Origin of the sequence: Pseudomonas sp. 313, from assembly GCF_000316965.1 — a bacterium.
In the GTDB taxonomy this organism is placed as follows: Bacteria; Pseudomonadota; Gammaproteobacteria; order Pseudomonadales; family Pseudomonadaceae; genus Chryseomonas; species Chryseomonas benzopyrenica.
The window spans coordinates 54,076-79,723 of the sequence record NZ_ANBZ01000024.1; the positions used below are offsets into that span (position 1 = coordinate 54,076).

Annotated in this window: 26 protein-coding genes; 16 read left to right on the top strand and 10 right to left on the bottom strand. The window is 63.0% G+C overall.

What is annotated here, in order from left to right:
- Positions 1-42 precede the first annotated feature (42 nt).
- From C722_RS0103685 to C722_RS0103695, 3 genes are all read right to left on the bottom strand, one after another.
- On the bottom strand, positions 43-402 hold the full coding sequence (locus C722_RS0103685; RefSeq protein WP_017639204.1) for a cupin domain-containing protein: 360 nt from the start codon (positions 400-402) through the stop codon (positions 43-45).
- Positions 403-448: 46 nt separating this feature from the next.
- The gene (locus tag C722_RS0103690) at positions 449-1,450 is read right to left on the bottom strand and encodes an AraC family transcriptional regulator (protein ID WP_017639205.1); all 1,002 of its coding nucleotides are present in this window, start codon (positions 1,448-1,450) and stop codon (positions 449-451) included.
- Between the two features lie 98 nt (positions 1,451-1,548).
- Positions 1,549-2,982, bottom strand: a complete 1,434-nt coding sequence (locus C722_RS0103695; protein WP_017639206.1) for an aspartate ammonia-lyase — start codon at positions 2,980-2,982, stop codon at positions 1,549-1,551.
- Between the two features lie 154 nt (positions 2,983-3,136).
- Here C722_RS0103695 and C722_RS0103700 point away from each other — a divergent pair, with 154 nt between their 5' ends.
- The 11 genes from C722_RS0103700 (at position 3,137) to C722_RS0103750 (ending at position 12,364) form a co-directional block, all read left to right on the top strand.
- The gene (locus C722_RS0103700) at positions 3,137-4,042 is read left to right on the top strand and encodes a LysR substrate-binding domain-containing protein (protein ID WP_026083632.1); all 906 of its coding nucleotides are present in this window, start codon (positions 3,137-3,139) and stop codon (positions 4,040-4,042) included.
- Positions 4,043-4,148: 106 nt separating this feature from the next.
- On the top strand, positions 4,149-5,087 hold the full coding sequence (locus tag C722_RS0103705) for a 4-hydroxyproline epimerase (RefSeq protein ID WP_017639208.1): 939 nt from the start codon (positions 4,149-4,151) through the stop codon (positions 5,085-5,087).
- A complete protein-coding gene (locus tag C722_RS0103710; RefSeq protein WP_017639209.1) occupies positions 5,084-6,199 on the top strand; it encodes an FAD-binding oxidoreductase in 1,116 nt (371 codons plus the stop codon). The genes C722_RS0103705 and C722_RS0103710 overlap by 4 nt, the downstream gene beginning before the upstream one ends.
- Complete coding sequence (locus C722_RS0103715) at positions 6,193-6,429, top strand: (2Fe-2S)-binding protein (protein ID WP_017639210.1); 237 nt, start codon at positions 6,193-6,195, stop codon at positions 6,427-6,429. The genes C722_RS0103710 and C722_RS0103715 overlap by 7 nt, the downstream gene beginning before the upstream one ends.
- On the top strand, positions 6,426-7,661 hold the full coding sequence (locus C722_RS0103720; protein ID WP_017639211.1) for an FAD/NAD(P)-binding oxidoreductase: 1,236 nt from the start codon (positions 6,426-6,428) through the stop codon (positions 7,659-7,661). Before C722_RS0103715 ends, C722_RS0103720 begins: the two co-directional genes overlap by 4 nt.
- The gene (locus C722_RS24585; RefSeq protein WP_017639212.1) at positions 7,658-8,449 is read left to right on the top strand and encodes an AraC family transcriptional regulator; all 792 of its coding nucleotides are present in this window, start codon (positions 7,658-7,660) and stop codon (positions 8,447-8,449) included. The genes C722_RS0103720 and C722_RS24585 overlap by 4 nt, the downstream gene beginning before the upstream one ends.
- Positions 8,446-9,366, top strand: a complete 921-nt coding sequence (locus C722_RS0103730; RefSeq protein WP_017639213.1) for a dihydrodipicolinate synthase family protein — start codon at positions 8,446-8,448, stop codon at positions 9,364-9,366. The genes C722_RS24585 and C722_RS0103730 overlap by 4 nt, the downstream gene beginning before the upstream one ends.
- 332 nt (positions 9,367-9,698) lie before the next feature.
- A complete protein-coding gene (purE, locus tag C722_RS0103735) occupies positions 9,699-10,193 on the top strand; it encodes a 5-(carboxyamino)imidazole ribonucleotide mutase (RefSeq protein ID WP_007160060.1) in 495 nt (164 codons plus the stop codon).
- Complete coding sequence (locus C722_RS0103740; protein ID WP_017639214.1) at positions 10,190-11,272, top strand: 5-(carboxyamino)imidazole ribonucleotide synthase; 1,083 nt, start codon at positions 10,190-10,192, stop codon at positions 11,270-11,272. The genes purE and C722_RS0103740 overlap by 4 nt, the downstream gene beginning before the upstream one ends.
- A 128-nt stretch (positions 11,273-11,400) precedes the next feature.
- Entirely contained in the window at positions 11,401-11,649 is a 249-nt protein-coding gene (locus tag C722_RS0103745) for a GlsB/YeaQ/YmgE family stress response membrane protein (RefSeq protein WP_007160058.1), read from the top strand.
- A 166-nt stretch (positions 11,650-11,815) separates the two neighbouring features.
- Positions 11,816-12,364, top strand: coding sequence for a DUF3299 domain-containing protein (locus tag C722_RS0103750; RefSeq protein ID WP_017639215.1), 549 nt, complete (start codon positions 11,816-11,818; stop codon positions 12,362-12,364).
- A gap of 110 nt (positions 12,365-12,474) precedes the next feature.
- Here C722_RS0103750 and C722_RS0103755 read toward each other — a convergent pair whose 3' ends face one another.
- Positions 12,475-12,852 carry a glutathione S-transferase N-terminal domain-containing protein gene (locus C722_RS0103755; RefSeq protein ID WP_017639216.1) on the bottom strand — a complete coding sequence of 126 codons (378 nt, stop codon included), beginning with the start codon at positions 12,850-12,852 and terminating at the stop codon, positions 12,475-12,477.
- Positions 12,853-12,993: 141 nt separating this feature from the next.
- On the opposite strand from C722_RS0103755, the gene C722_RS0103760 reads away from it, so the two are divergent.
- On the top strand, positions 12,994-13,662 hold the full coding sequence (locus C722_RS0103760; RefSeq protein ID WP_017639217.1) for a uracil-DNA glycosylase family protein: 669 nt from the start codon (positions 12,994-12,996) through the stop codon (positions 13,660-13,662).
- A gap of 244 nt (positions 13,663-13,906) precedes the next feature.
- On the opposite strand, the gene drt3b is transcribed toward C722_RS0103760, so the two are convergent.
- From drt3b to radC, 3 genes are all read right to left on the bottom strand, one after another.
- Positions 13,907-15,970 (bottom strand): antiviral reverse transcriptase Drt3b, encoded by a 2,064-nt coding sequence (drt3b, locus tag C722_RS25635; RefSeq protein WP_081594570.1) that lies wholly within the window; start codon positions 15,968-15,970, stop codon positions 13,907-13,909.
- An 80-nt stretch (positions 15,971-16,050) separates the two neighbouring features.
- Positions 16,051-17,121 (bottom strand): antiviral reverse transcriptase Drt3a, encoded by a 1,071-nt coding sequence (gene drt3a, locus C722_RS25640; RefSeq protein WP_081594571.1) that lies wholly within the window; start codon positions 17,119-17,121, stop codon positions 16,051-16,053.
- A gap of 117 nt (positions 17,122-17,238) precedes the next feature.
- Positions 17,239-17,913, bottom strand: coding sequence for a DNA repair protein RadC (gene radC / locus C722_RS0103770; RefSeq protein ID WP_017639219.1), 675 nt, complete (start codon positions 17,911-17,913; stop codon positions 17,239-17,241).
- A 135-nt stretch (positions 17,914-18,048) separates the two neighbouring features.
- Between radC and coaBC the strand changes: the two genes are divergently transcribed.
- From coaBC to argB, 4 genes are all read left to right on the top strand, one after another.
- Entirely contained in the window at positions 18,049-19,272 is a 1,224-nt protein-coding gene (gene coaBC / locus C722_RS0103775; RefSeq protein WP_017639220.1) for a bifunctional phosphopantothenoylcysteine decarboxylase/phosphopantothenate--cysteine ligase CoaBC, read from the top strand.
- Positions 19,265-19,720 carry a dUTP diphosphatase gene (gene dut, locus C722_RS0103780; protein ID WP_017639221.1) on the top strand — a complete coding sequence of 152 codons (456 nt, stop codon included), beginning with the start codon at positions 19,265-19,267 and terminating at the stop codon, positions 19,718-19,720. Before coaBC ends, dut begins: the two co-directional genes overlap by 8 nt.
- Before the next feature lie 1,212 nt (positions 19,721-20,932).
- Entirely contained in the window at positions 20,933-22,327 is a 1,395-nt protein-coding gene (gene algC, locus C722_RS26535) for a phosphomannomutase/phosphoglucomutase (protein WP_197480243.1), read from the top strand.
- 74 nt (positions 22,328-22,401) lie between these two features.
- Positions 22,402-23,304 (top strand): acetylglutamate kinase, encoded by a 903-nt coding sequence (argB, locus tag C722_RS0103790; RefSeq protein WP_017639223.1) that lies wholly within the window; start codon positions 22,402-22,404, stop codon positions 23,302-23,304.
- Between the two features lie 61 nt (positions 23,305-23,365).
- On the opposite strand, the gene C722_RS0103795 is transcribed toward argB, so the two are convergent.
- The 3 genes from C722_RS0103795 to C722_RS0103805 all read right to left on the bottom strand — a co-directional run bounded on the left by C722_RS0103795 (position 23,366) and on the right by C722_RS0103805 (position 25,638).
- Positions 23,366-24,217: a DUF1989 domain-containing protein gene (locus C722_RS0103795; RefSeq protein WP_017639224.1), complete on the bottom strand. Its 852-nt coding sequence runs from the start codon at positions 24,215-24,217 to the stop codon at positions 23,366-23,368.
- 15 nt (positions 24,218-24,232) lie between these two features.
- Positions 24,233-24,898, bottom strand: coding sequence for a GntR family transcriptional regulator (locus tag C722_RS0103800; protein WP_017639225.1), 666 nt, complete (start codon positions 24,896-24,898; stop codon positions 24,233-24,235).
- A 143-nt stretch (positions 24,899-25,041) separates the two neighbouring features.
- A complete protein-coding gene (locus C722_RS0103805) occupies positions 25,042-25,638 on the bottom strand; it encodes a hypothetical protein (RefSeq protein WP_017639226.1) in 597 nt (198 codons plus the stop codon).
- Positions 25,639-25,648: the final 10 nt, after the last annotated feature.

The window sequence follows — 25,648 nt, forward strand, 5'->3', positions numbered from 1 at the left end:
AAAAGGGGATAGATCCGGCCAGATTGTGCCCGGCGTCGACCATCAACCGCCCTTGGCTTCGTAGACCACGAAGCGCTTGAGGGTCGGCTCCACGACCTCCCAGGTCCCCTGGAAGCCACGCGGCACGACAAAGCTGCTGCCCGGTTCGAGGCGGGTGGCGTGGCCCTGGTCATCGGTGACCAGACTCACCCCTTCGAGGATCTGGCAGTACTCCTCCTCGGTGTAACTCACCCGCCACTTGCCCACCTCGCTGTGCCAGTGGCCGACGGCGAACACGCCGCTGCCATCTTCGTAGTCGAGCCAGAGACTCTGCAGCGGATCGCCTGCCAGGCGCTTTTCCGCCGGCAGGCGGTATTGGTCGGTGGGTTGGCCGCGGTCCGCGAGCAGTTTCAGTGAGGGCATGGAAAATCCTCCTTGGGGACGGAAAGCGCTCAGCATACGCCTGCCGCTAGAGCCGATAACCCCGGGGCGACTGTCCGCTCCAGCGGCGAAAGGCATGGCGGAAACTGGCCGTCTCGCTGAAGCCCATCGCCTCGGCGATGCGATAGATGGGCAGCCGCTCCTGGGCCAGCAGGTCGCGCGCCCGTTCGAAGCGCAACTCGTCGAGCAGTTGCTGATAGCCGCTGCCGCCGGCCTGCAGGTGGCGGCGCAGGCTGCGCGGGGCCATGCCGAGGTGGCCGGCCAGGGCCGCGAAGGAGGGTGGTGCAGCCAGGTCGGCGCCCAGCAGGGTGCGGATGCGGGCGAGCAGGGCGCGCTGGCGATCCTGTTCCGGAGCCAGGCGACCACACTGCTCCAGGGCGTCGCGATGGGTCACCGGATCGGCCAGCGGCAGGCCGCGCTCCAGCCAGGTGGCGGGAAAGGCCAGGCCATTGAAGGCGGCGCCGAAGGCCAGGGGCGCGGCGCCGAAGCAATCGTCATAGCGCTCGCGATAGGTCGGCTCGGGGTGCCGAAAAGCCACCTGCACCAGGGGTAGAGACGTGCCCAGGAGGTCGCAGCAAATCGCCCGCAGCGAGGCCAGGCAGCACTCGGCGTTGCAGCGTTCCAGTTCTGGCGCGAAGGGGTGGTCATCCGCCCTGAGCCAGGCCAGCTCGCCGTGGCGCTCCAGGCGCAGGCTGAAATAGGCACCGAGCAGGCCCTGGTGGGCCAGGGCCGCCTGCAACGCCGCGCCCAGGGTCGGGGCACTGAGCAGGGCATAGCCGAGCAGGCCGTAGCCGGAGACCCGCAGCCGCCAGCCCAGCAGCAGCCCCAGTTCGGGCGGCGCGACGGGCAGGGCGTTGGCGATGACCCGCTGTTCCTGGGCCAGGGTGATGAGGCGATGGGGCTGTTCGAGGTCGTCCAGCTGCAGGCCGCTACCGGCCAGCAGCGGTTCCGCCCGGGCAGGCGTGTCGGCCGCCAGTTGCTGGAGGACCAGGGACACCAGGTTGAGATTGATCAGACCGGACTGACGCATGGGCAAACTCCCCGGGGCGGTGGCAGCCTTCCAAGCAAGAAGGATACCGCGCCCACGAGGAGTTGCCGCGCTTACCGCTCAAGTCTGGCGTGCGGGACTCAGGCCTTGGCCTTCAAGGGCACCAACCGCGGGGCAATCATGTTTTCCGGGCGCAGGATGTCGTCCAGGGTCGCCTCGTCCAGCAGGTTTTCCTCGCGCACCAGCTCCAGTACCCCGCGACCGGTTTCCAGCGCCGTCTTGGCGATGCGAGTGGAAGTCTCGTAGCCCAGGTAGGGGTTGAGCGCGGTGACCAGGCCGATGGAGTGCTCCACCTGGCGGCGGCAGTGCTCGACGTTGGCGGTGATGCCGGTGATGCAATGCTCGCGCAGCATGTCCATGGCGCGTTGCAGCAGGCGGATGGAGTCGAAGATCTTGTAGGCGATCAGCGGCTCCATGACGTTGAGCTGCAGCTGGCCGCCCTCGGCCGCCAGGGTCAGCGCCAGGTCGTTGCCGATGATCTCGAAGGCTACTTGGTTGACCGCCTCGGGGATCACTGGATTGACCTTGCCCGGCATGATGGAGCTGCCCGGCTGGCGCGGCGGCAGGTTGATCTCGTTGATGCCGGTGCGCGGGCCGCTGGAGAGCAGGCGCAGGTCGTTGCAGATCTTCGACAGCTTCACCGCGGTGCGCTTGAGCATGCCGGAGAACAGCACGAAGGCGCCCATGTCCGAGGTGGCTTCGATCAGGTCGGCGGCCGGGGTCAGCGGCTGGCCGCTGATGTCCGCCAGGCGCTGCACGGCCAGCAGCTGGTAGCCGGGGTCGGCGTTGATGCCGGTGCCGATGGCGGTGCCGCCCAGGTTGACCTCGGTGAGCAGCTCCGGCGCCAGGCTCTTCAGCCGCGCCAGGTCTTCGCCCAGGGTGGTGGCGAAGGCATGGAATTCCTGGCCGAGGGTCATGGGCACCGCGTCCTGCAGCTGGGTGCGACCCATCTTCAGCACCTCGGCGAATTCCACACCCTTGGCGGCGAAGGCGGTGATCAGGCTGTCCAGGCTGGCGAGCAGGGCGTCATGGCCGAGCAGCAGGCCCAGGCGGATGGCGGTGGGGTAGGCGTCGTTGGTCGACTGCGCCATGTTGACGTCGTTGTTCGGGTGCAGGTGGCGATACTCGCCCTTGGCATGGCCGAGCAGCTCCAGAGCGACGTTGGCGATCACCTCGTTGGCGTTCATGTTGGTCGAGGTGCCGGCCCCGCCCTGGATCATGTCCACCACGAACTGGTCGTGGAATTCGCCGCGAATGATGCGCGAGCAGGCCTCATTGATCGCCTGGTGCTTTGCCGCTGGCAGGTGGCCGAGCCGGTGGTTGGCGTCGGCCGCCGCCTGCTTGACCATGGCCAGGGCCACTACCAGCTTGGGATAGTGACCGAGGGGTACGCCGGAGAGGCGGAAGTTCTGCACGGCGCGCAGGGTCTGGATGCCGTAGTAGGCATCGGCGGGGACGTCGAGGGTACCGAGAAGATCTTTTTCGAGGCGGACGGATGATGCAGAGTCGGACATGATAGCGTTGGGCTTCGATCGAGCGGCGGACGCCGCGATGCCCTAGAATCTAGGCCTGCCAGCCGATCCCGGCCAATGCCGATCCGCCAAGCCTCATGCCGGATCGGCATAACTCAGGTTGTGACCTCACGAGATCAGACGACGTATGGGTGCCATGAACATCGAATTCAAATGGCTGGAAGACTTCGTGGCCCTGGCGGCCACCTACAGTTTTTCCCAGGCCGCCGAAAAACGTTTCGTCACCCAGCCCGCCTTCAGCCGACGCATCCGCGCGCTGGAGGAAAGCGTCGGCCTGACCCTGGTGGACAGATCCCACACCCCGATCAGCCTGACCGAAGCCGGTCAGCTGTTTCTGGTCACGGCGCGCAGCGTGGTGGAGCAACTGGGCGAGACGGTGCGCCATCTGCATCACCTGGAAGGCGGGCAGGGCGAGGTGCTGCAATTCGCCGCCGCCCACTCCCTGGCCCTGGGCTTCTTTCCGCAGTGGATCGCCGGCCTGCGCGGCCAGGGCCTGGCGCTGGCCAGCCGACTGGTGGCCACCAACGTCGGCGATGCCATCCATGCCCTGCGCGATGGCGCCTGCGACCTGATGCTGGCCTTCCACGATCCCGACGCCGCCCTGCAGATGGACCCGGAGTTGTTTCCTTCGCTGCACCTGGCACACACCGCCATGCTGCCGGTCTGCGCCACCGATGGCGAAGGCCGACCGATGTTCCAGCTGGACGGGCAGAGCAGCGTCCCCCTGCTGGCCTACAGTGCCGGCGCCTTTCTCGGCCGCTCGGTGAATCTGCTCCTACGCCAGCGCAAGCTGCGCGCCGTGACCCTCTACGAAACCGCCATGGCCGACAGCCTCAAGACCATGGCCCTGCAAGGCCTAGGCGTAGCCTGGGTGCCACAGCTGTCGGTGGCGGCGGAACTGGCCCGCGGCGAACTGGCCATCTGCGGCGACGCCGCCTGGCAGGTCGGCCTGGAGATCCGCCTCTACCGCTGTGCCCTGTTGCGCAAGCGGCTGGTGCAGCAGGTCTGGCGACATCTCGAAAATCAAAGCCACGGCGGCTGATCGACGGTAGGAGACTATGCCGATATCGGCTTTTAGTTAGCCGACGTCCTGCAAGCCTTTTGCCGTCATCTGCGCGACACTGGCACCTCTCTCACGGAGGTCAGCCATGCAGCGCATCCGCGTCATCGACTCCCATACCGGCGGCGAACCCACCCGCCTGGTCCTCGATGGTTTTCCCGATCTGGGCCAGGGCAGCATGGCCGAGCGCCGCACCCGGCTGGCCGGGGAGCATGACGCCTTCCGCCGGGCCTGCATGCGTGAACCGCGCGGCAACGAGGTGCTGGTCGGCGCCCTGCTCTGTGAGCCAGTATCTCCTGCCGCCAGCGCTGGCGTGGTGTTCTTCAACGAGGTCGGCTATCTGGGCATGTGCGGCCATGGCACCATCGGCCTGGTGGTGTCCCTGGCTCATATCAGCCGGATCGGCCCCGGCGATCACCTGATCGAGACCCCGGTGGGCGATGTCACCGCCACCCTGCACGACGATGGCAGCGTCAGCGTGCGCAACGTCCCGGCCTATCGCTACCGGCAGGGCGTGCAGGTGGAGATTCCCGGCCATGGCCCGGTCACCGGCGACATCGCCTGGGGTGGCAACTGGTTCTTCCTCTGTGCCGATCACGGCCAGCGCGTCGCCGCCGATAACCTTGAAGAGTTGCTCACCTTCAGCCTGGCCCTGCGGGGCGCCCTGGAGGCCGCGGGGATCACCGGCGAGCAGGGCGGCCATATCGATCACATCGAACTCTTCGCCGACGACCCGGACGGCGCCGACAGCCGCAGCTATGTGCTCTGCCCGGGCCGCGCCTATGACCGCTCGCCCTGCGGCACCGGCACCAGCGCCAAGCTGGCCTGCCTGGCGGCGGACGGCGATCTCGAACCCGGCGCCGTCTGGCAGCAGGCCAGCGTCATCGGCAGTCGTTTCGAGGCCCATTATCAGCCGGGCGACGAGGGCCGCATCCTGCCAGTGATCCGTGGGCGCGCCCATGTCATGGCCGAAGCGACCCTGCTGCTGGCCGCCGACGATCCCTTCGCCTGGGGCATCCCGGGGTGAAGGCGGTAGCGGAGGTTCTCGTCGTCGGCGGCGGCATCGTCGGGGCCAGCTGCGCCGCGGCCCTGGCCGCGCGGGGCTGTCGCGTGCGGGTGCTGGACGCCGGCCTGCCCGGCGCCTCCGCCGCTGGCATGGGCCACCTGGTGGTGATGGACGACGACCCCGCCGAACTGACCCTGAGCGCCCGCTCCCTGGCACTCTGGCGTGAGCTGGTGCCCCAGTTGCCGGGCGCCGCCGACTACCGCAACTGCGGCACCCTCTGGCTGGCCCGCGACGCCGCCGAACTGGACCTGATCGAAGAGAAACGTCAGCGCCTGGACGCCCAGGGCGTCGCCAACCAGCCGCTCGACGCTGCGGCGACTGCCGCCGCCGAACCGGCACTGACTGCCCTGGCCGGCAGCCTGGAAGTGCCGGGCGACGGACTGCTCTATGCCCCGGTAGTCGCCGCCTGGCTGCTGCAGCGCTCGCCGCTGATCGAATTCCAACGCGCCCGGGTGATTGCCGTCGAAGGCCAGCGCGTGCGCCTGGACGACGGTCGCTGGCTGAGCGCCGATGCCGTGGTGCTCGCCGCCGGCCTGCAGGCCGCCAGTCTCTGCCCGGACCTGCCCCTGGTGCCGAAGAAGGGGCATCTGTTGATCACCGACCGCTATCCCGAGCAGGTCCGCCATCAACTGGTGGAAATCGGTTACGGCGCCAGCGCCCACGCCAGCAGCGGCGCCTCGGTGGCCTTCAATGTCCAGCCGCGGCCCACCGGCCAGTTGCTGATCGGTTCGTCGCGGCAATTCGAGCGTCCGGATATGGCCGTGGAACCCGCGGTGGTTGGCCAGCTGTTGCGCCGCGCCCTGGACTTCCTGCCGGGTCTGATCCATACCTCGCTGATCCGCGGCTGGACCGGTCAGCGCGCCGCCAGTCCCGACGGCCTGCCCTTGATCGGCGCCCATCCCGACCAGCCCGGTCTGTGGCTGGCGGTCGGTCACGAGGGCCTGGGCGTCACCACCGCGCCGGCCACTGCCGAAGCCATCGCCAATGGACTGTTCGGCGAGTCTTCGACGTTCCACGTGGAACCCTTCGCACCGGCGCGTTTCACTACCGCGCCGAGGAGTCAGGCATGCTGACCCTGTTCATCGATGGCGAGCGCCTGCAGGTCCGCCCTGGCAGTCTGCTCACCGCTGCCCTGGCCAAGAGCGGCAACCCCGCCGCGCGCCGTTCGGTGACCGGGGAGGCCCGAGCACCTTTTTGTGGCATGGGCGTCTGCCAGGAATGCCGGGTGCAGGTCGATGGCGTGCGCCGTCTGGCGTGCCAGACCTCCTGCCGGGACGGCATGCAGGTGGAGCGCCTGTCATGAATGGCGCGAGCTGCGATCTACTCATCATCGGCGCCGGTCCGGCCGGTCTCGCCGCTGCCCGCGCGGCCAGTGGCCGCGGCCTGAAGCTGGTGCTGCTGGACGACAATCCCTTGCCTGGCGGCCAGATCTGGCGTGCCAGAGTCGGGCAGGTTGCGGCCGAGGTCGGCAGCTTGCCGGCCGACGTGACGCTACTGAGCGGCACCCGGGTCGCGGCGGTTCTGGGGCCTCGCCAGTTGCTGCTGGAAGACGCCAGTGGCAGTCGTACCCTGGCGTTCGAAACGCTCATCCTCTGCACCGGTGCCCGCGAACTGCTGCTGCCGTTTCCCGGCTGGACCCTGCCCGGCGTGACCGGTGCTGGCGGCCTGCAGGCACTGATCAAGGGTGGAGTCGAAGTCGCCGATGAACGCATCGTCGCCGCCGGTACCGGTCCGCTGCTGCTGGCCAGTGCCGCCACGGCGCGCCAAGCGGGTGCCCGCATCGCCCTGGTCGCCGAACAGGCCAGGCGCCGCGCCGTGCTCGACTTCGGCCTGGGGCTCTGGCGTTGGCCGAACAAGTTGCGCCAGGCGCTGACGCTGGCCACTTCCCGCTATAGCCCCGACACCTGGGTCGAGGCGGCGCTCGGCACCGAGCGTCTCGAAGCCGTGCGCCTGCGCCAGGGCGAGCGTCGCTGGGAGATCGCTTGCGACCGCCTGGCCTGTGGCTACGGCCTGGTGCCCAATGTCGAACTGGCCCAGAGCTTGGGCTGCGCCACCCTGGACGGCGCTGTGGCGGTAGATGAACACCAGCGCACCAGCCAGCCACACATCTTGGCGGCCGGCGAATGCACCGGCATCGGCGGCAACGAACTGGCCCAGGTCACCGGGCGGATCGCCGGCCTGGTCGCCAGTAACCAGCTCGACGCTATCGCTGGCGTGCAGACCGAGGCCCGTGCCTGGCGCCGCTTCGCCGCCCAGCTGGCCCGTACCTTCGCTCTAAATCCGGCCATTGCCCGGCTGGCCCAGCCGGATACCCTGGTCTGCCGCTGCGAAGACGTGGCCCTTGGTGCCCTGGTTGGCCATGCCGACTGGACCCAGGCCAAGCTGCGCAGCCGCTGCGGCATGGGTGCCTGCCAGGGCCGCATCTGCGGCCAGGCCACCCGCGTCTTGCTGGGCTGGACGCCCCCGGTGCCGCGCTTTCCCCTGCAACCCACCCGTATCGACAGCCTGCTGGCCCTGACCGAGGACGAGAGATGAACGCCGCTGCCCACCTGGACGCCCTGAACCGCGCCCGGCCCGCCGACCTGCCCGCGCTGCTGGCGAGCCTGAGCCTGGTGGCGCCGCTGCTCGACGCCATTCCCGGCGTGGTGTTCTTCGTCAAGGACCTGGAGGCGCGCTATGTGCTGGTCAACCTGACCCTGGCCCAGCGCTGCGGCTATGAAGACGTCAGCGAACTGCTCGGCAAGACCGCCGAGGAAGTCTTTCCCGCCCCCCTGGGTGGCGCCTACGCCGAACAGGATCGCCGCGTGCTGCGCGAGGGCCTGGCGCTGGACGACCAGCTGGAATTGCACCTCTATGCCGGCCGCACCCCGGGCTGGTGCCTGACCCGCAAGCTGCCGCTGCACGACGCCCAGGGCCGACTCATGGGTATGGCGGGCATCTCCCACGACCTGCAGGCGCCGGCCGCCGATCATCCGGCCCACGCCAAGGTGGCCGAGGTCGATCGCTATCTGCGCGAACACTATGCCCAGCCGCTTTCGGTAGGCGAACTGAGTCAGCGGGTCGGCCTGTCGGTCTCCCAGCTCGAACGCCAGTGCAAACGCATCCTGCGCCTCACGCCCCAGCAACTGCTGCACAAGGCCCGGCTCGACGCCGCCTCGCGCCTGCTGGCCCGCGATCTGCCCGTCACCGAAGTGGCCCTGGCCTGTGGCTATACCGACCACAGCGCCTTCAGCCGCCAGTTCCGCCGTCTCACCGGCCTGTCGCCCCGGCAATACCGCGACTCTCTCAAGCCCCGTCTGCGTCTGGAGGAAACCCCTGCATGAGCACTCCCCGCGTCAACTGGAGCGGCGTCTTTCCCGCCGTCACCACCCAATTCAACGATGACTTCTCGGTCAATCTGGACCAGACCCATGGCGTGATCAGCAACCTGGTGCGCGATGGCGTCTCTGGTCTGGTGATGTGCGGCACCGTGGGCGAGAACACCTCCCTGACCCTGGAAGAAAAGATCGCCCTGGTAGAGGTTGCCAAGGACGCCGCCGGTGGCCGCGTGCCGGTGATCTGCGGCGTGGCCGAATTCACCAGCCTCAACGCCACCCGCACCGCCCAGGCGGTGGGTCGCGCCGGCGCCGACGGCATCATGCTCATGCCAGCGCTGGTCTACTCGGCCAAGCCCCACGAGACCGCCGCCCACTTCCGCAGCGTGGCCAGCGCCCTCGACCTGCCGCTGATGGTCTACAACAACCCGCCGATCTATAAGAACGACGTCACCCCGGACATCCTCATCTCCCTGGCCGATGTCGACAACATCGTCTGCTTCAAGGATTCCTCCGGCGACACCCGTCGCTTCATCGACGTGCGCAACGAGGTGGGCGACCGCTTCGTGCTCTTCGCCGGCCTCGACGACGTGGTGCTGGAAAGCATCGCCGTAGGCGCCGAGGGCTGGGTCTCGGGTATGTCCAACATCTTCCCCACCGAAGGCGAAACCATCTTCCGCCTGGCCAAGGCTGGCCGCTTCGCCGACGCCATGCCGCTCTACGAGTGGTTCATGCCGCTGCTGCACCTGGACGCCCGTCCGGACCTGGTGCAGTGCATCAAACTCTGCGAAGAACTCGCCGGCCGCGGCAGAGCCTTGACCCGCCCACCCCGCCTGGCCCTGCCCGACGCGGATCGCGCCTTCGTCGAACGCCTGATGGCCAAGGCCCTGGAAACCCGTCCGCAATTGCCGGATGTAGGGATCTGAGGCAGGGCTTATCGCGGCCAAGGTGATCCGCTAACGCGCCCGCTCTGCATTAATCGCGGCCATGGGCCGCTCCTACGGTAGGGGCTGCTGCTGTAGGAGCGGCCCATGGCCGCGATAAAAGCCAACCCCCTAACGCCACGCCTCACCCCAGGCCTCTGGCCCGTACCTTTCACCCCACACCACCACCCATCCCATGGGCGCCACAGCCTGTCCTGCAACCGACAGGCGATACCCGGCGCAGGAGCACGCTCCGCCCCGCTTTCGTCTATACTGTCCCGCTCATTTCCCAAGCCACGTCCGCCGCGTGGCTTCTTCATTTCAGAGGCACGACGATGAGCGCACTCGTAGGCGTGATCATGGGCTCCAAGTCCGACTGGTCCACCCTGAGCCACACCGCCGACATGCTGGACAAGCTGGGCATTCCCCACGAAGTGAAGGTGGTCTCCGCCCACCGCACCCCTGATCTGCTGTTCCAGTACGCCGAAGAGGCCGCCGGTCGCGGTATCGAGGTGATCATCGCTGGTGCCGGTGGCGCTGCCCACCTGCCGGGCATGTGCGCCGCCAAGACCCACCTGCCGGTGCTCGGCGTGCCCGTGCAGTCGTCCATGCTCTCGGGCGTCGACTCCCTGCTGTCCATCGTGCAGATGCCCGCCGGTGTGCCGGTCGCCACCCTGGCCATCGGCAAGGCCGGCGCCATCAACGCCGCCCTGCTGTCCGCCAGCATCCTCGGCGGCAAGTATCCCGAGTACCACGAGCGGCTGAACGCCTTCCGTGACGAGCAGACCCGCACCGTGCTGGACAATCCCGATCCGAGGGAGCAGGCATGAAGATCGGCGTCATCGGTGGCGGCCAGCTGGGCCGCATGCTCGCCCTGGCCGGCACGCCGCTGGGCATGAACTTCGCCTTTCTCGATCCGGCGCCGGATGCCTGCGCCGCCGCCCTGGGTGAGCACCTGCGCGCCGATTACGGCGACCAGGACCACCTGCGCCAGCTGGCCGACGAGGTCGATCTGGTGACCTTCGAATTCGAGAGCGTCCCGGCTGAAACCGTGGCCTTCCTCTCGCAATTCGTGCCGGTCTATCCGTCCGCCGAAGCCCTGCGCATCGCCCGCGATCGCCTGTTCGAGAAGTCCATGTTCCGCGACCTGGGTATCCCCACCCCGGCCTTCGCCGACGTGCTCTCCCAGGCCGACCTGGACGCCGCCGTGGCCCGTATCGGCCTGCCGGCGGTGCTCAAGACCCGCACCCTGGGCTACGACGGTAAGGGCCAGAAGGTCCTGCGTCAGCCGGAAGACGTCACCGGCGCCTTCGCCGAACTGGGCAGCGTGCCTCTGCTGCTGGAAGGCTTCGTGCCCTTCACCGGCGAGGTGTCCCTGGTGACCGTGCGCGGTCGCGACGGTGAGATGGCCTGCTATCCGCTGGTGCACAACACCCACGAGAGCGGCATCCTGCGCCTGTCGGTGGCCAGTGCCGACCACCCGCTGCAGGCCCTGGCCGAAGACTATGCCCGCCGCGTGCTGGAACAGCTCGACTACGTTGGCGTGCTGGCCTTCGAATTCTTCGAGGTCGAGGGTGGCTTGAAAGCCAACGAGATCGCCCCGCGCGTGCACAATTCCGGGCATTGGACCATCGAAGGCGCCGAGTGCAGCCAGTTCGAGAACCACCTGCGCGCCGTGGCCGGCCTGCCGCTGGGCTCCACCGCTAAGGTGGGCGAGAGCGCCATGGTCAACTTCATTGGCTCGGTGCCGCCGGTAGCGGCCGTCACCGCCCTGGAAGACTGCCATTTGCACCACTACGGCAAGGCCTTCAAGGCCGGGCGTAAGGTCGGTCACGCCACCCTGCGCAGCGCCGATGCCGCGACCCTGCAGACCCGCATCGCCGCCCTGGAAGCCCTGATCCAGGACTGATGCCAGACGGCTTCCGCACACGGAAGCCGTTTTCCCCTGAACCTCGAAGGATCACCGGTGGTCGGAGAGTACAACGACGCCTGCTGACCGGCGTTGTCTTACCAGCACTCAAACAGGGGATTCTTCACATGGGCATCATCGCAACCATCATCATCGGTCTCATCGTCGGCCTGGTTGCCCGCTTCCTGAAGCCGGGCGACGACAGCATGGGCTGGATCATGACCATCATCCTGGGCATCGTCGGCTCCGTGGTCGCCACCTACCTGGGCCAGGCACTGGGCATCTACCGTGCCGGTGAAGGCGCAGGCTTCATTGGTGCCGTGGTCGGTGCCATCATCGTGCTGTTCATCTACGGCATGGTGACCAAGCGTCGCTAAGACGCCGCTTCGCCCCGGCGAAGCCTAGCTACACAGTTTTCAGCCCTCGGAGTCGCCCGTCGACCCGGGGGCTTTTTTATGGAAGAGGCTCTGCTTTACGGCCTTGGGGCTGGACCCCTGACCTGGCGCGCCGCACACTCGGACTTTTGCGTCCGACCTGCCGACCATGCCCAGACTGCTCATTACCCTGCTGCTCGCCAGCCTGCCGCTGCTGACCCACGCCGCCAAGGGTGAACCGCCGGAAACCAACTGGCTGGACCTGCTCACCGCGGAAGATCGTCGGGCCCTGGAGACCATGCCCGAGATCACCCACAACAGCCCCGAAGCACCGGGCGGCTTCGGCTCGCCGGGCGGGCTCAAGCAGAAAGACAATGGCCTGCCCGAGGTGATGCACTCCACCCGCACCGTGGCCGCCCTGAATGGCAAGAACGTGCGCCTGGGTGGTTTTCCGGTGCCGCTTGAGACCGACGCCAAGGGCAACTTCCGTGAATTCTTCCTGGTGCCCTATCCGGGTGCCTGCATCCACGTGCCGCCGCCCCCGCCCAACCAGATCGTGCTGGTGCGCTACCCCAAGGGCGTGCCGCTACCTGACATCTACGAGCCCTACTGGGTCATCGGCACCCTGCACACCGAGGCGGTCGACAACGATCTCGCCCAGGCCTCCTACACCCTGGACGCCAGCAAGGTCCGCAAGGTCGAAGAAAGCGACCTCTAGCCCCGTAGGTTGGGCTGAGACAGCTCCACCGTCGAAGCCCAACAAACCCAAGGCAAATGCGCAGCGTGGACAACGACGCCATCTTGTCCACCACCGTTCACCAGCAGGCCCTAGGCCGGCTGCCGCTCGCCGTAGCGCTGCTCCAGATAGGCGATGATGTCGTCCGACTCGTACATCCATACGCTCTGGCTGCCTTCGTCGATGCGCAGGCAAGGCACCTTCACCCGGCCACCGCCCTGTTCCAGCTCGGCGCGCAGCTGTGGATCCTTCTTGATGTCCTTGAGGCGGATCGGCAGGTTCAGCCGATGCAGCGCCCGCCGCGTCTTCACGCAAAAAGGGCAGGCCTGGAACTGATAGAGCGACAGATTCGCCAGTTCCGCCTCAATGGCAGCCTGGGCCTGCTCACTGCGCTGGAGCTTGCGCGGCCGGGTCACCAGATCCAGGCCGACGATCACCTGACCGAGGCCGTTGCGTAGCAGATTGATCAACGGGATTCACCTTGAGAGGTCGTTCGAGCCGGGCAGTTTACCCTATCGCCCCAGGGCTGCCGCTCCGCCAGTCGTTACGGAACGTCAACCGCCAGGCAGCGCTCTACTAGAGGGATTAATTCCTCGATGGAGAGCTGTTGCATGCCGCTGTCTTCCGCAGAGCGCGAAGCCTTTCGCCAGCTCGCTGCCGATCTTCCAGGTGTCGATCTTCCGGTCTATCAACAATTCGCCAAGGACCCGCTGGACCCCATCATCGGTCTGGGCGATCCCGATGCGCCCCTGGGCTTTTTCGGTCGCGATCCGGGGCGGGAGGAAGTGAAGTACGGCGAGCCCTTCATCGGCAGCGGCGGCCAGATCGCCCGCAAGGTCCTCTATACCCACCTGTACGGCCATCCCCCGGCCAACTTCGAGGCCAGCCGCAGCCTGAGCCAGCAGTTCTTCTGGGCTAACACCGTGCCCTACAAACCCCTGGGCAACAAAGCCTGGTCGGAACGGGTGAAAAAGACCTTCCACCCCCTGATGCGCCGCCTGCTGGTGGAGCACTGGCACGGCACCCAGCTCATCACCTTCGGCCGCGAGGCCTTCCTCTGGTTCGGCATCGGCCAATCCAAGGAAGAGCGCGCCCGCCTGGAAGCCTTCTGGAAAAGCGAAGACCGCTTCGAAAGCAGCATCGAGGTCACCCTGGAAACGGAGGAGGGCACTCGCAAGACACTGACGCTCTATCCGCTGCCGCATCCGTCGCCGTTGAATCAGACGTGGTACACGAGGTTTCCGGGGTTGTTGGAAGCGCGAATAAGAAGTTTATTGTGATAAGAAACAGTTGTGGATAGAGCTGAAAAGGTAGGAAGGACGCACGGCTCATCGTGTGTCCATAGGCCTGTTTGGTCCTACAGTGCTAAGCCCTGTATCGCCAACATTGATGGCCTAGGTGCGCTTTTCGCATATTGCCGTCGATGTCGCTGACAGCCGTACGTTACTCTACGTGTTCGCATCTTGAAGACTGCTCTAGCCTGGGTCAAACTGACCTGCGCCTTCCTTTGTGTATCTTATGGCGTTAATAGGGCGTTCGCAATTCCTTTCTTCGCAATGCCAGTTGAAGGTCAGCCTTCTGATGCCATCCAAAAAACCAGCCTTTATTACCTACTTCTTCTATAAGGGACGCAGCTCGCGAGTTTATGTTCGTATTTGATATATGCCGTAATGCCAATTTGGCAATCTTTATTTTCGCGGGTTGGCTTACGTAAGGGCAAGAAAGTAGATCGAAAAAAGTGAATACACTCTCTGCGTATTCACCCCAGTCTCTACTTTCAAATTGCTTGGTTGAGTTTTCTATAGCAGCATCTATAACATCACTAAATTCTGCAACGTCCCCGGCGTAAGATAGCAAGAACATTAACTGAAAATAGTCTAATTTATCTGTCACTGAAATAGCGCCACTTGGCGATATTTCGAAATCGAAAACCTTTGAAAGCAATTCTTTACTATATAGATGTTCAATGCCAAAGTTCTGGATTACAAGCAAAAGGTTCATTACCTCAATTTTGTATTCCGGAAAATCGGTGCTAGCTTGGTATATTATTGATCGGCTTTCATCCACTATTTTTCTAATCAAAGTGGATTTAAGATCCAATGGCAAGCATTTTATGATTTTAGCTATTAAGAGAAGTATTTCAGATATTTGGTAGGTCTGCCTTACTCGCATTGTCATAGAGTAGTAGAAAAACAAAATTTCTATGACGGCGGTCAGAAAGAAGTAGAGCGACATTTCAACGCTACCCTTATCTGACTTTATCTCCTTTCCTTTTATGCGAGAAAGAAATTTTTTGAATGTGCCTAGAAAATAGTTCGCATTAGGGTCGTAAGAGCCAAGCTCACCGATGGCTCGCTTAATTGCGGCGATAGTTTGGACTACAGATTTTGAAGTGTTATCAATTTTGTTCAAATAAACGACAGTTTTTTCTTTCTGTTGTTCGCCTGTAGGCTCCTTTTTAAACTCAACATATTTACTAAGGAAGGCTGATATGGCTAGTGATATATTGTGGCGAGATATTGATATGCTTGTGATATATGGTCTCGAATGGTCTGTGGTTTTTGAGTTATTTGTGGCGAGCTTGTATTCAGTTAGTGCTTCGGGAATGATTCTCTTGATTCTTTCTTGAGTCTCGCTGTTGTTAGTGTATATAAAATAGTCGTCTACATAGCGCCTGATTGTGTAGTCTTGTTCGAGATGTAAATCCTGCTTTGCCGCTTTTTCTATAATATTTAAGTCTATTTTTTGCAATATTATTTCGGCGAATATTCTTGATACCTCAGGACCTATCAGGATTCCGGCAGTTTCGCCATGATTTGCATTTTGAAGTAATTTATCAAATTTGCTTTCGAAGGACGTGTCGTTAGTTTTGTGTAGCTTTGCATGGGATTTGCTCTTAACTGCCCAGGCGATTGTGTGAGTATAGATCCTATTAAAACAATCTGAGATATCCATCCTCGTGAGTGTTTTAAATTTTTTTTCCAATCTTAGAAATTCATGAGAGTCATAAAATTTGAAAAGTAGAGGGAATTTCCTATAGGCGAAATAGGATGTACCTGTTTTGGGGATTGATTCATATCCGTCTACTGCTTCAGCTTGTTGGGACCTTTTACTATGGTCGACATTGCTTGAAAGCACGCGCTCAACATAATAGCTAGCTATAGAACTCGGAGACCTAAGTGTTAATGGGCTTCTCTGACATAGCCCGATAATCAGATGGTCGTACTTAGAATAAAATAGGCTTGTTTCAATCTGCTGCGCCGGATGCATGACAGCTAGCTCACGCGATTCGTATGAATTTTTTTTGATTTTATACTTGTATGGCACTGTCACCTTTTTTTCAAAAATATCTAAACCATGTTCGCTTTTGAGTTTCGATATGATGCCGGATTTAATTGCCCTATATAGGCCATCATTTGAAAATAGCATGGGCACTTCGTATGGCAACGTTTCTGTAAGCAAAGCTCGGTATTCATCGTTTTTTGCGAATCCTGATCTGTTTGCTTTCAATTCTAGACATGTGCCCAAACCCTTTTTTATTTCTTGCAGGCGTTCCGGAGTAAATTGTCGAACAATTTTTTTTCTCATACCCCGCCTTTAGGGAGATACTCATCAGCTCTCTACGCTGATTTACCGATAATAAAGGGCTCAACCTTTTTCCTAGGGATTTAGTTGAGCCACAGACGGCTTTGCGTAAAAAAACATCTATTGAAAACCAAGTCACAGTGGCGCGTGCTATCAATCAAGAAGTTATTGAAATATACACCGGAATATAGGTTGCCTCTTTTTGAGTCTTTTCCAATATTATAATTGCTTGCAAGGAAAGTAAGTCTAGCCTTTAATAAGTCGTAATTTTTATTCTTACAATAATCAAATAAGGAAAGTGCTATTCTGGTTTTTATTTTTTTAATTTTCTTTGAGGACATACCGACTTGAAGCTTCGTTGGCTTATCTTTATTTGATGACGTGAATTCAAATTCGTATCCCAGATAAGTGACCTTTGAGCTTTTATCGCTCGCTTTCACCGGCCCTTTCACTGGATGATAAAGTGACAGTGTTTTAGCAGGCTGAAATGATAAGCCTTCAGGTAATTCTATACCAGGCAAAGATTCACCCGGCTGTTCGTGAAACAACATCAAGATGTCATCAACATATCGAGTGAAAAAATAGCAGCTAGAAAGCCTTCGACAGTTAGTGTCAAAGTCACGCATGTAAAGCTCAGAAATTGTAGAGCTCAGCGAAATTCCGCGAGGTAGACCAGATACCGAGCTTATCTCAGGCGAGGAAAAGAATTTTTCCAAAAGCCTCTTGGATTCATAAGATAGTCGGTGGTCTTTAATGATTGCTTCTACTGCTTTTTTCGCTGGTATCGACTCAAAAAACTTTGAAATATCGTATTTTTTTATCCAAAATTCCACCCCTTCATTCATTAAGATTTTGATTTGAGGAAGAACACTGTTGCGGTCTGTAACTTTTATATTAAAAACGCGCTTAATATTGTCGTTTAATTTTCTTAGCGCGAATTCGTCTGTCAGGTTTTGTGGGGATAAAACAATGCCATGAGACATCTTTTTTCTTTTAAAGCCTGAAAAGCTGAAGTCTTCACTTGCTAATTCTTTTTCGACAGTAATGAATTTATCCTTGAAGTCTTCTATTCCTGCCCCTAGCTCATATCTAAAAATGTCTTGTTTATTTAGTAAGCGTAAAAAATTCTTTGATGAAAAATGTTGATTTAACATTTTTTATGGTGATCTCATTTTTCGAGTTAGCGGCTATTGCATGCGTTATTCACTGTAGCGTCTTCTGAGAGTTTTGCCTAAAAAACGGAGATGATCCGTCTGATATGAAAATAAGCTTTACACATATCCTTTTTCCGCCATCGACAGCGGCTCCCCATCCCCCACGATGAAATGATCCAGCACCCGCACATCGACCAGCGTCAGGGCGTCCTTCAGGCGTGTGGTGAGCAGGCGGTCGGCCTGGCTGGGTTCGGCGATGCCGGAGGGGTGGTTGTGGGTGAGGATGACGGCGGCGGCGTTGTGGGCGAGGGCGCGCTTGACCACCTGGCGGGGGTAGACGCTGGCGCCGTCGATGGTGCCGTGGAACAGGGCTTCGAAGGCCAGCACCCGGTGGCGGGTGTCGAGGAACAGGCAGCCGAAGATTTCGTGGGGTTCGTGGCGCAGGCGCGCCTTTAGATAGTCGCGGACCTGCTGGGGGCTTTCCAGCGCCGAGTCGCGCTTGAGGCCTTCGGCCAAGTGACGGCGGCCCATTTCCAGCACCGCCTGCAGCTGGCTGTACTTGGCCGGGCCGAGGCCGAGGTGGGTGCTGAAGGCGGTGAGGTCGGCCTCCAGCAGGGCCCTCAGGCTGCCAAATTCCCCAAGCAACTGGCGGGCGAGATCCACCGCGCTTTTGCCGGTCACGCCAGTGCGCAGGAAGATCGCCAGCAACTCGGCGTCGGTGAGGGCCTGGGCGCCCTGTTCCAGCAGTTTTTCCCGCGGCCGTTCCTGGGCCGGCCAATCCTTGATGCTCATGGGCGCTCCTTGTCTGGCGGGGCGTCTGCGTCCTGCAGGCGCTGTGCTATCTTAACCGGATCATTCGCGGGTGCGCGCAGGCCTCGATTGGCCGTGCGATGCCCGTTCTAGACGGTTCGAGAACGGAAAGGCTATATGCAGCGGCTCCATCGTAAACGCATCGTGCTGGGCGTCGGAGGTGGCATCGCCGCTTACAAGAGCGCCGAGCTGGTGCGCCGCCTCAAGGATCAGGGCGCCGAGGTGCGGGTGGTACTGACCCGCGGCGGGCGCGAATTCATCACGCCGCTGACCCTGCAGGCGCTGTCTGGCCTGCCGGTGCACCTGGATCTGCTGGATCCGGCCGCCGAAGCGGCCATGGGGCATATCGAGCTGGCCCGCTGGGCCGATCTGGTACTGGTCGCGCCGGCCACCGCCGATGTGATGGCGCGTCTGGCCCAGGGCGTGGCGGACGATCTGCTCACGACGATAGTGCTGGCCACCGATGCCCGGGTCGCCCTGGCACCGGCCATGAACCAGGCCATGTGGCGCGATCCGGCCACCCAGGCCAATGCCGAGCTCCTGCGCAGCCGTGGCATCAAGCTGTTCGGCCCGGCCAGCGGTAGCCAGGCCTGTGGCGACGTCGGCCCCGGTCGGATGCTGGAGGCCACCGACCTCGCCCAGCTCGCTGCCGACTGCTTCCAGCGCCTGGACCTGACCGGTCGCCACGTAGTCATCACCGCCGGCCCGACCCAGGAAAACATCGACCCGGTGCGCTACATCACCAACCACAGCTCCGGCCGCATGGGCTTCGCCCTGGCGGAAGCGGCGGCGGAGGCGGGTGCCCGCGTCAGCCTGGTGAGTGGCCCCGTGCACCTGCCGACGCCTGATCGCGTCGAGCGCATCGACGTGATCAGCGCCCGCGACATGCTGGCCGCCTGCGAGGCGTTGATGCCCTGCGACGTGCTCATCGCCTCGGCGGCGGTGGCGGACTATCGCCCCGAGGTCATAGCGCCGCACAAGCTGAAGAAGGACCCCACCCGCGGTGACGGCCTGCTGCTGGAGCTGGTGCGCAACCCGGACATCCTCGCCACGCTGGCGGGCCGCCCGGATCGGCCCTTCAGCGTCGGCTTCGCCGCGGAAACCCAGAATCTGCTGGAGTACGCCCAACGCAAGTTGCGTGACAAGAATCTCGACCTCATCGTCGCCAACGACGTGGCCAACCCGGCCATCGGCTTCAACAGCCAAGACAACGCGGTCACCGTGATCGACCGTGGCCTGCACGAGATCCGCTTCGAGCAGACCAGCAAGGGCAAGATCGCCCGCCAGCTCATCGCCCTGATTTCCACCCATCTCAAAGATACCGCCCAGAACCATGCATAGCCTTCAAGCCAAGATCCTCGACCCGCGCCTGGGGCGCGATTTCCCGCTGCCGTCCTACGCCACCCCCGGCTCGGCCGGCCTCGACCTGCGCGCCATGCTGCAGGAGGATCTGGTGCTGGAGCCGGGCCAGACCGCGCTGATCCCTACCGGGCTCGCCATCCATGTGGCCGATCCGTCGCTGGCGGCGCTGATCCTGCCGCGCTCGGGCCTGGGTCATAAGCACGGCATCGTGCTGGGCAATCTGGTCGGTCTGATCGACTCGGACTACCAGGGTGAACTCATGGTCTCCTGCTGGAATCGCGGCCAGACCACCTTCACCGTGAGCATCGGCGAACGTATCGCCCAGCTGATGCTCGTACCTGTGGTCCAGGCGCACTTCGACATCGTCGAGAACTTTACCGAAACCGAACGGGGTACTGGCGGCTTCGGGCACTCCGGTACCCGCTGACGCCAGACATGCAAGGCGCGCCGTGACATAAAGGAGAAGAACGGCATGGCAAGGGGCAAGAACGGCAAGGATGTGCGCAAGACGGCCCCTCGGGTCGCGGGCTTGCCCGGCATGGGCGCGGGGCTGCTGCTGGCGCTCGCCGGTCTGCTGCTGGCCGCGCTGCTGCTGTGGTTCCTGGTGTTGCAGCCGCAGGGCGCGCGCAATCAGGAGCAGCAGGCGGACCAGGCGCTGCAGGCCCAGGCGGCCTCCCTCAATCAATTGCTGGTCGGCTTGACCCGCCGGCTGCAGGGCGTCGCCGGGGATGCCCTGGTGCTGCAGGCCTTGCAGGGCGATGACCCCGCGGCGCGTGCGGCGGCGGAAAGCCAGCTGCGCGAGCGCCTCGGCGTGGTCGATGTGCTGGTGGTGCCAGCCGGCATGCGCCAGATCGAAGACGACCGTCCCGGTCCCCTCAACTATGCCGCCCTCGATCTGCTCAAGCGCCTGGAAAGCGGCCAGCGGACCCCACCGGAAGCCTATCGCCTTGGGGATCGCTGGCTGGTCTACAGCGCCCAGCCCATCCGCCGTGGCGATCAGTTGCTCGGCAGCGCCGTGCTGGTGGAAGCACTGCCTGCGGTGCTGCAGGGCTGGGCCACGCCGCCGGCGAATGTCGGCCAGTGGCGCCTGCTGCAGCAATTTCCCGGTGGCGGTGTGCAGGTACTGGCCAGCGGCGGCAGCCCCGGTGATCCGGCGCTGATGCGCCGGCTCGCCACCGGCAGCCCGCTCTGGACGCTGGAACTGGCACCGGCCGCCGAGGCCGGCGCCGATACCCCGGTGGGCCTTCCCCTGGTAGCGCTGCTGCTGGCGCTGTTCGGCGTGCTGGCGGGCTTTTGGCTGTTTTCCCGGGAGCTGTCACGCCGGCTCCGTGACGACGTCCGCAGTCTGACGGCCTATGCCGAGGAACTTGAATCCAATCAGATAGCCAAAAGCCCGACTTTGCGCCTGGCGGTAATGGAACCCGTGGCCAAGTCGACGGCCCGATTGGCCAGCCGATCGGCCGGGTCGTCGCCGGACCTATATGCTGCGGCACCTAGCGATGCCGTGGCCAAGACCCTGGCGGAGTTTGCCGACAGAGGCCGCGTTCAACAGAGCGAGCCGCTGTTCCAGACCACCGACATCCTCGATATCAGTATCCTCGACGAAGACCAGGATCTCCTGGGATTGGAGAAACCCCCGATGAGCACTACCCCGCAAGCCCCCCAACTCAACGCCAGCATCTTCCGCGCCTACGACATCCGTGGCGTGGTGGGTGACTCCCTGACCGCCGAAGCCGCCTACTGGATCGGGCGCGCCATCGGCTCGGAGAGCCTGGCGCGTGGCGAGCCCAACGTGGCCGTCGGCCGTGACGGCCGCCTGTCCGGCCCCGAGCTGGTCGCCCAACTGATCAAGGGCGTGGCCGACAGCGGCGCCAATGTCAGCGATGTCGGCATGGTGCCGACCCCGGTGCTCTACTACGCAGCCAACGTGCTCGAAGGCAAGTCCGGCGTCATGCTGACCGGCAGCCACAACCCGCCGGACTACAACGGCTTCAAGATCGTCATCGCCGGCGAGACCCTGGCCAACGAATCCATCCAGCGTCTGCGCGAGCGCATCGAGACCGGCGACGTGGCCAGCGGCCAGGGCCAGATCAAGCAGGTCGACGTGCTCAAGAGCTATGCCGACTACATCCGCAACGACGTGGTGCTGGCCAAGAAGCTCAAGGTGGTGGTGGACGCCGGTAACGGTGTCGCCGCGGTCAATGCCCCCCAGCTGATCGAGTCCCTGGGCTGCGAGGTCATCCCGCTGTTCTGCGAGGTGGACGGCAACTTCCCCAATCACCATCCGGATCCGGGCAAGCCCGAAAACCTGGAAGACCTGATCGCCAAGGTCAAGGAAACCGGCGCCGACCTGGGCCTGGCCTTTGACGGTGACGGCGACCGCGTCGGCGTGGTGACCAACGAAGGCAAGATCATCTATCCCGACCAGCTGCTGATGCTGTTCGCCAAGGACGTGGTCTCCCGCAATCCGGGCGCCGACATCATCTTCGACGTCAAATGCACCCGCCGCCTGAACAACCTCATCGCCGGCTACGGCGGTCGTCCCATCATGTGGAAGACCGGTCACTCGCTGATCAAGAAGAAGATGAAGGAAACCGGCGCCCTGCTGGCCGGCGAGATGAGCGGCCACGTGTTCTTCAAGGAACGCTGGTTCGGTTTCGACGACGGCATCTACAGCGCCGTGCGCCTGCTGGAGATCCTCAGTCAGGAGAAGCACAGCGCCCAACAGGTGTTCGATACCTTCCCGGTAGACATCTCCACCCCGGAGATCAATATCCAGGTGACCGAAGAGAGCAAGTTCGGCATCATCGAGACCCTGCAGCGCGACGCCCAGTGGGGCGATGCCCAGATCACCACCCTGGACGGCGTTCGCGTCGATTACCAGAACGGTTGGGGGCTGGTGCGTGCGTCCAACACCACGCCGGTGCTGGTGCTGCGCTTCGAGGCGGAAACCCTCGAGGAGCTGGAGCGCATCAAGACGGTGTTCCGCAAGCAGCTGCTGGCGGTGGAGCCGGATCTGAATCTGCCGTTCTGACCTCGGGTCAGCGGTAGCACAGAGGGCGCCTAGGCGCCCTTTGTCTTTTCTTAGTCGACCTTGAGAGGTGAGCCATGACCCTGAGCCGCGAGGATGCCTCGCACGTCGCCGAGGTGCTGTCCGAGGCGCTGCCCTATATCCGCCGGTTCGTCGGCAAGACGCTGGTGATCAAGTACGGCGGCAACGCCATGGAGAGCGACGAGCTCAAGGCCGGCTTCGCCCGTGACATCGTGCTGATGAAGGCGGTGGGCATCAACCCGGTGGTGGTGCACGGCGGCGGTCCGCAGATCGGCGACCTGCTCAAGCGCCTGTCCATCGAGAGCCACTTCATCGACGGCATGCGCGTCACCGACGCCCAGACCATGGATGTGGTGGAGATGGTCCTGGGCGGCCAGGTCAACAAGGACATCGTCAACCTGATCAATCGCCATGGCGGCAAGGCCATCGGCCTGACCGGCAAGGATGCGGGCCTGATCCGCGCCACCAAGCTCAAGGTCAGCCGGCAGACGCCGGAGATGACCAAGCCGGAGATCATCGACATCGGCCACGTGGGCGAGGTCACCGGGGTCAACATCGACCTGATCAACATGCTGGTGCGCGGTGACTTCATTCCGGTCATCGCGCCCATCGGCGTGGGTCCGGACGGTGAGTCCTACAACATCAACGCCGACCTGGTGGCAGGCAAGGTGGCCGAGGCGCTCAAGGCCGAGAAGCTGATGCTGCTGACCAACATCGCCGGCCTGATGGACAAGCAGGGCCAGGTGCTCACCGGGCTGTCCACCGAGCAGGTCAATTCGCTGATCGCCGACGGCACCATCTACGGCGGCATGCTGCCGAAGATCCGCTGCGCGCTGGAAGCGGTGCAGGGCGGGGTGCAGAGCGCCCACATCATCGATGGCCGGGTGCCCAACGCGGTGCTGCTGGAAATCTTCACCGACGTCGGCGTCGGTACGCTGATTTCCAACCGCAAGCGCTGAGTGCTTTCGGTCGGACCCAGAAACGGCGCCCCAGGGCGCCGTTTTTCATTGCTGCCGGAACCTACTGTTCCCAACTGGCCTTGGGCAGGGTCAAGCCGTGCTGGCCGTTGTAGGCTGCTCGCTTGGGCGATTCCCAGCCCTGCAGCAGCTCTTCCTCGACCCGATAGATCTCCACCCCCAGTGGACGGCAGACCTTGAGCGGGTCCTCGGCATCGGGCCCCCACATCGCCAGGGACAGATCGCCGCCCGGGCAGGTGGACAGGGCGCAGAGCACGTCGATCTCGGCGAAGAATTCCAGGTAGTCGCCGGGCTTGGCCGGGCAGGCCTTCATGAAGTACAGGTCGTCGTGGTTGAGGCCGGTGCACTGGAAGATGTTCAGCACATCGTGGACGTCGAATTCGGTGAGGCCGTGGGGCAGCACCGCGCGAGTCAGATTCGAATGGCAGTGGTGGTGGAAGTCCTCGCCGGTGAGCATCTTGTTGACGTAGGGGTCGCAGCGGGTGCCGAGCAGGTCATGCAGGCGGCCGCCGTGTTCGTCGATGCCATAGCTGGCCAGGCTGTCGTCGGTGATGGTCAGCAGCGGCCGCAGGAAGGGCAGGTTGGACCAGAGCCGATCGTAGGTGCTGACATGGGCACCCTGCAGTTGCCGGGTGCGCGCGGCCCACATCCGTTCGCGTGGATCCTCGGCGTTCCAGACGTTGAAGTCGCCGACCTGGGGGCCGTGTGGGGTGGTGACGCGGAACAGATGGCCGGCGGGGACCTTCCAGGCGCGACCGGTACGGATCGGGATCTCGAATTGCTCGATCAGGGTGCGCCCGTCCTTGCGTTCACGCAGCCGATCATAGAAGGCCTGATCGACCTGCAGGGCGGAGCCCTGGGTGGACTGGTAGGCAGCGGGGTAGTCCTTGTACATGGGAGGTCTCCTCGGTCAGAGCGGCCTGGCTGCGCTGAGCAGATCCAGCAACCGGTTTTCGGAATCGTCGAGATAGCTGGCCATGGCCTCGCCGGCCGCCTGGCGCTGTCCGGCGCCGAGCAGGTCGTGGATCTGGCGGTCACGGGCTGTCCAGGGCCGCTGGAAGTGTTCCTCGTCGGGCGCGAGGGAAAACAGCAGGCGCATCTGGGCGGCGACGGTGGCGAAGAATTCATCGAACAGCGGGCTGCGCAGCAGGCCGACGATGTGCTGATGGAAATGCAGGCCGTGGGTACCGAGGGCGCGCCAGTCTTCCCGCGACTGCGCCAGCTCGGCGGCCTCCAGGGCATCCAGCATCCGATCGGACTGGTATTCGCGCAGCGGGCGGCTGGTGAGGATGGCCTGCAGTTCCAGGGTGCGGCGCACGGTGAAGAGGTCACGCACCTCGGCCAGGCCCAGGCGCCGCACCATCACCCCCTTGTGGCGCACATAGGTGGCCAGGCCCTCGCGATCCAGCTGGTGCAGGGCTTCGCGGATGGTGTTGCGCGAGGCGTTGTAAGCCTTGACCAGTTCACTCTCGACCAGCGCCGTGCCGGGCAGCAGGCGACCGCCGATGATGTCTTCACGCATTTCCAGCAGCAGCTGAGCCCCCAGGGGCAACTCGCCGGCGTCTTTACCACTCATGAATCTTCACGCCCGATTGTTCAACAATGTGTTGAAAACCGTTTAGCACGGTGCGTGCCAGAATCTAGCGTGAAAGAATCAAGAAGTTCGTCGCTACCCAGGTGGCGATGGCTAGATACGACCAGGTAGCGGATTCTGCAGGACTAGCGATTCGCGCCCTGAGCCGCTTCCAGTCGCTGCATGCGCGCACGGTCGGCGTCGAAGGCAGCGCTGGTGCTGCTGCGCAGCTCGTCGAAGCGCTGCAGATCGGCCTGCAGACGCACCTGATCGGCCGCCGCGGCGTCGAGGCGGGCCTGCAGATCGGCCGGGAGCGCCTGGCCATTGCGCTGCTGTACCGCCGCCTGCTCCATCAGTTGGCTCTGCAACTGGCGCGTGGCCTCCAGGTTGGCCTTCTTGATCTGCAGCAGGCCGTCCAGTTCGGCCAGTTTGCGCGCCTTGGCGCGGTCGACGTCCTCGACATTGCTGTAGAGCCTGCGCAGCTGGCCATCGACCAGGGCCTGCTGGCGCTCGCGTTCACGGCGGTCGAGTTCGGCGGCGGGCAGTGCCGGGGCGACCTTGCGGATCACCCGGCCCTGCTCGTTGAGCACGTCGTAGCCCTTGCCGGCGTATTCCGGCGGCACGCCTTGGCGGTTGATGACCAGGGTGCCGTTGCGGTCCAGATAGCGATACAACTCGGCCGCCTGGCCAGCCAGCGGCAGGGCGATGAGCAACAGACTGGCAGCGGCGCGACGTACGACCATGACCGTCTCT

Excerpts from the sequence above, each read along its gene's own strand:
- C722_RS0103685 (WP_017639204.1), bottom strand. The coding sequence starts at position 402 with ATGCCCTCACTGAAACTGCTCGCGGACCGCGGCCAACCCACCGACCAA.
- C722_RS0103690 (WP_017639205.1), bottom strand. The coding sequence starts at position 1,450 with ATGCGTCAGTCCGGTCTGATCAATCTCAACCTGGTGTCCCTGGTCCTC.
- C722_RS0103695 (WP_017639206.1), bottom strand. The coding sequence starts at position 2,982 with ATGTCCGACTCTGCATCATCCGTCCGCCTCGAAAAAGATCTTCTCGGT.
- C722_RS0103700 (WP_026083632.1), top strand. The coding sequence starts at position 3,137 with ATGAACATCGAATTCAAATGGCTGGAAGACTTCGTGGCCCTGGCGGCC.
- C722_RS0103705 (WP_017639208.1), top strand. The coding sequence starts at position 4,149 with ATGCAGCGCATCCGCGTCATCGACTCCCATACCGGCGGCGAACCCACC.
- C722_RS0103715 (WP_017639210.1), top strand. The coding sequence starts at position 6,193 with ATGCTGACCCTGTTCATCGATGGCGAGCGCCTGCAGGTCCGCCCTGGC.
- C722_RS0103720 (WP_017639211.1), top strand. The coding sequence starts at position 6,426 with ATGAATGGCGCGAGCTGCGATCTACTCATCATCGGCGCCGGTCCGGCC.
- C722_RS24585 (WP_017639212.1), top strand. The coding sequence starts at position 7,658 with ATGAACGCCGCTGCCCACCTGGACGCCCTGAACCGCGCCCGGCCCGCC.
- C722_RS0103730 (WP_017639213.1), top strand. The coding sequence starts at position 8,446 with ATGAGCACTCCCCGCGTCAACTGGAGCGGCGTCTTTCCCGCCGTCACC.
- purE (WP_007160060.1), top strand. The coding sequence starts at position 9,699 with ATGAGCGCACTCGTAGGCGTGATCATGGGCTCCAAGTCCGACTGGTCC.
- C722_RS0103740 (WP_017639214.1), top strand. The coding sequence starts at position 10,190 with ATGAAGATCGGCGTCATCGGTGGCGGCCAGCTGGGCCGCATGCTCGCC.
- C722_RS0103745 (WP_007160058.1), top strand. The coding sequence starts at position 11,401 with ATGGGCATCATCGCAACCATCATCATCGGTCTCATCGTCGGCCTGGTT.
- C722_RS0103750 (WP_017639215.1), top strand. The coding sequence starts at position 11,816 with ATGCCCAGACTGCTCATTACCCTGCTGCTCGCCAGCCTGCCGCTGCTG.
- C722_RS0103760 (WP_017639217.1), top strand. The coding sequence starts at position 12,994 with ATGCCGCTGTCTTCCGCAGAGCGCGAAGCCTTTCGCCAGCTCGCTGCC.
- drt3b (WP_081594570.1), bottom strand. The coding sequence starts at position 15,970 with ATGAGAAAAAAAATTGTTCGACAATTTACTCCGGAACGCCTGCAAGAA.
- drt3a (WP_081594571.1), bottom strand. The coding sequence starts at position 17,121 with ATGTTAAATCAACATTTTTCATCAAAGAATTTTTTACGCTTACTAAAT.
- radC (WP_017639219.1), bottom strand. The coding sequence starts at position 17,913 with ATGAGCATCAAGGATTGGCCGGCCCAGGAACGGCCGCGGGAAAAACTG.
- coaBC (WP_017639220.1), top strand. The coding sequence starts at position 18,049 with ATGCAGCGGCTCCATCGTAAACGCATCGTGCTGGGCGTCGGAGGTGGC.
- dut (WP_017639221.1), top strand. The coding sequence starts at position 19,265 with ATGCATAGCCTTCAAGCCAAGATCCTCGACCCGCGCCTGGGGCGCGAT.
- algC (WP_197480243.1), top strand. The coding sequence starts at position 20,933 with ATGAGCACTACCCCGCAAGCCCCCCAACTCAACGCCAGCATCTTCCGC.
- argB (WP_017639223.1), top strand. The coding sequence starts at position 22,402 with ATGACCCTGAGCCGCGAGGATGCCTCGCACGTCGCCGAGGTGCTGTCC.
- C722_RS0103795 (WP_017639224.1), bottom strand. The coding sequence starts at position 24,217 with ATGTACAAGGACTACCCCGCTGCCTACCAGTCCACCCAGGGCTCCGCC.
- C722_RS0103800 (WP_017639225.1), bottom strand. The coding sequence starts at position 24,898 with ATGAGTGGTAAAGACGCCGGCGAGTTGCCCCTGGGGGCTCAGCTGCTG.
- C722_RS0103805 (WP_017639226.1), bottom strand. The coding sequence starts at position 25,638 with ATGGTCGTACGTCGCGCCGCTGCCAGTCTGTTGCTCATCGCCCTGCCG.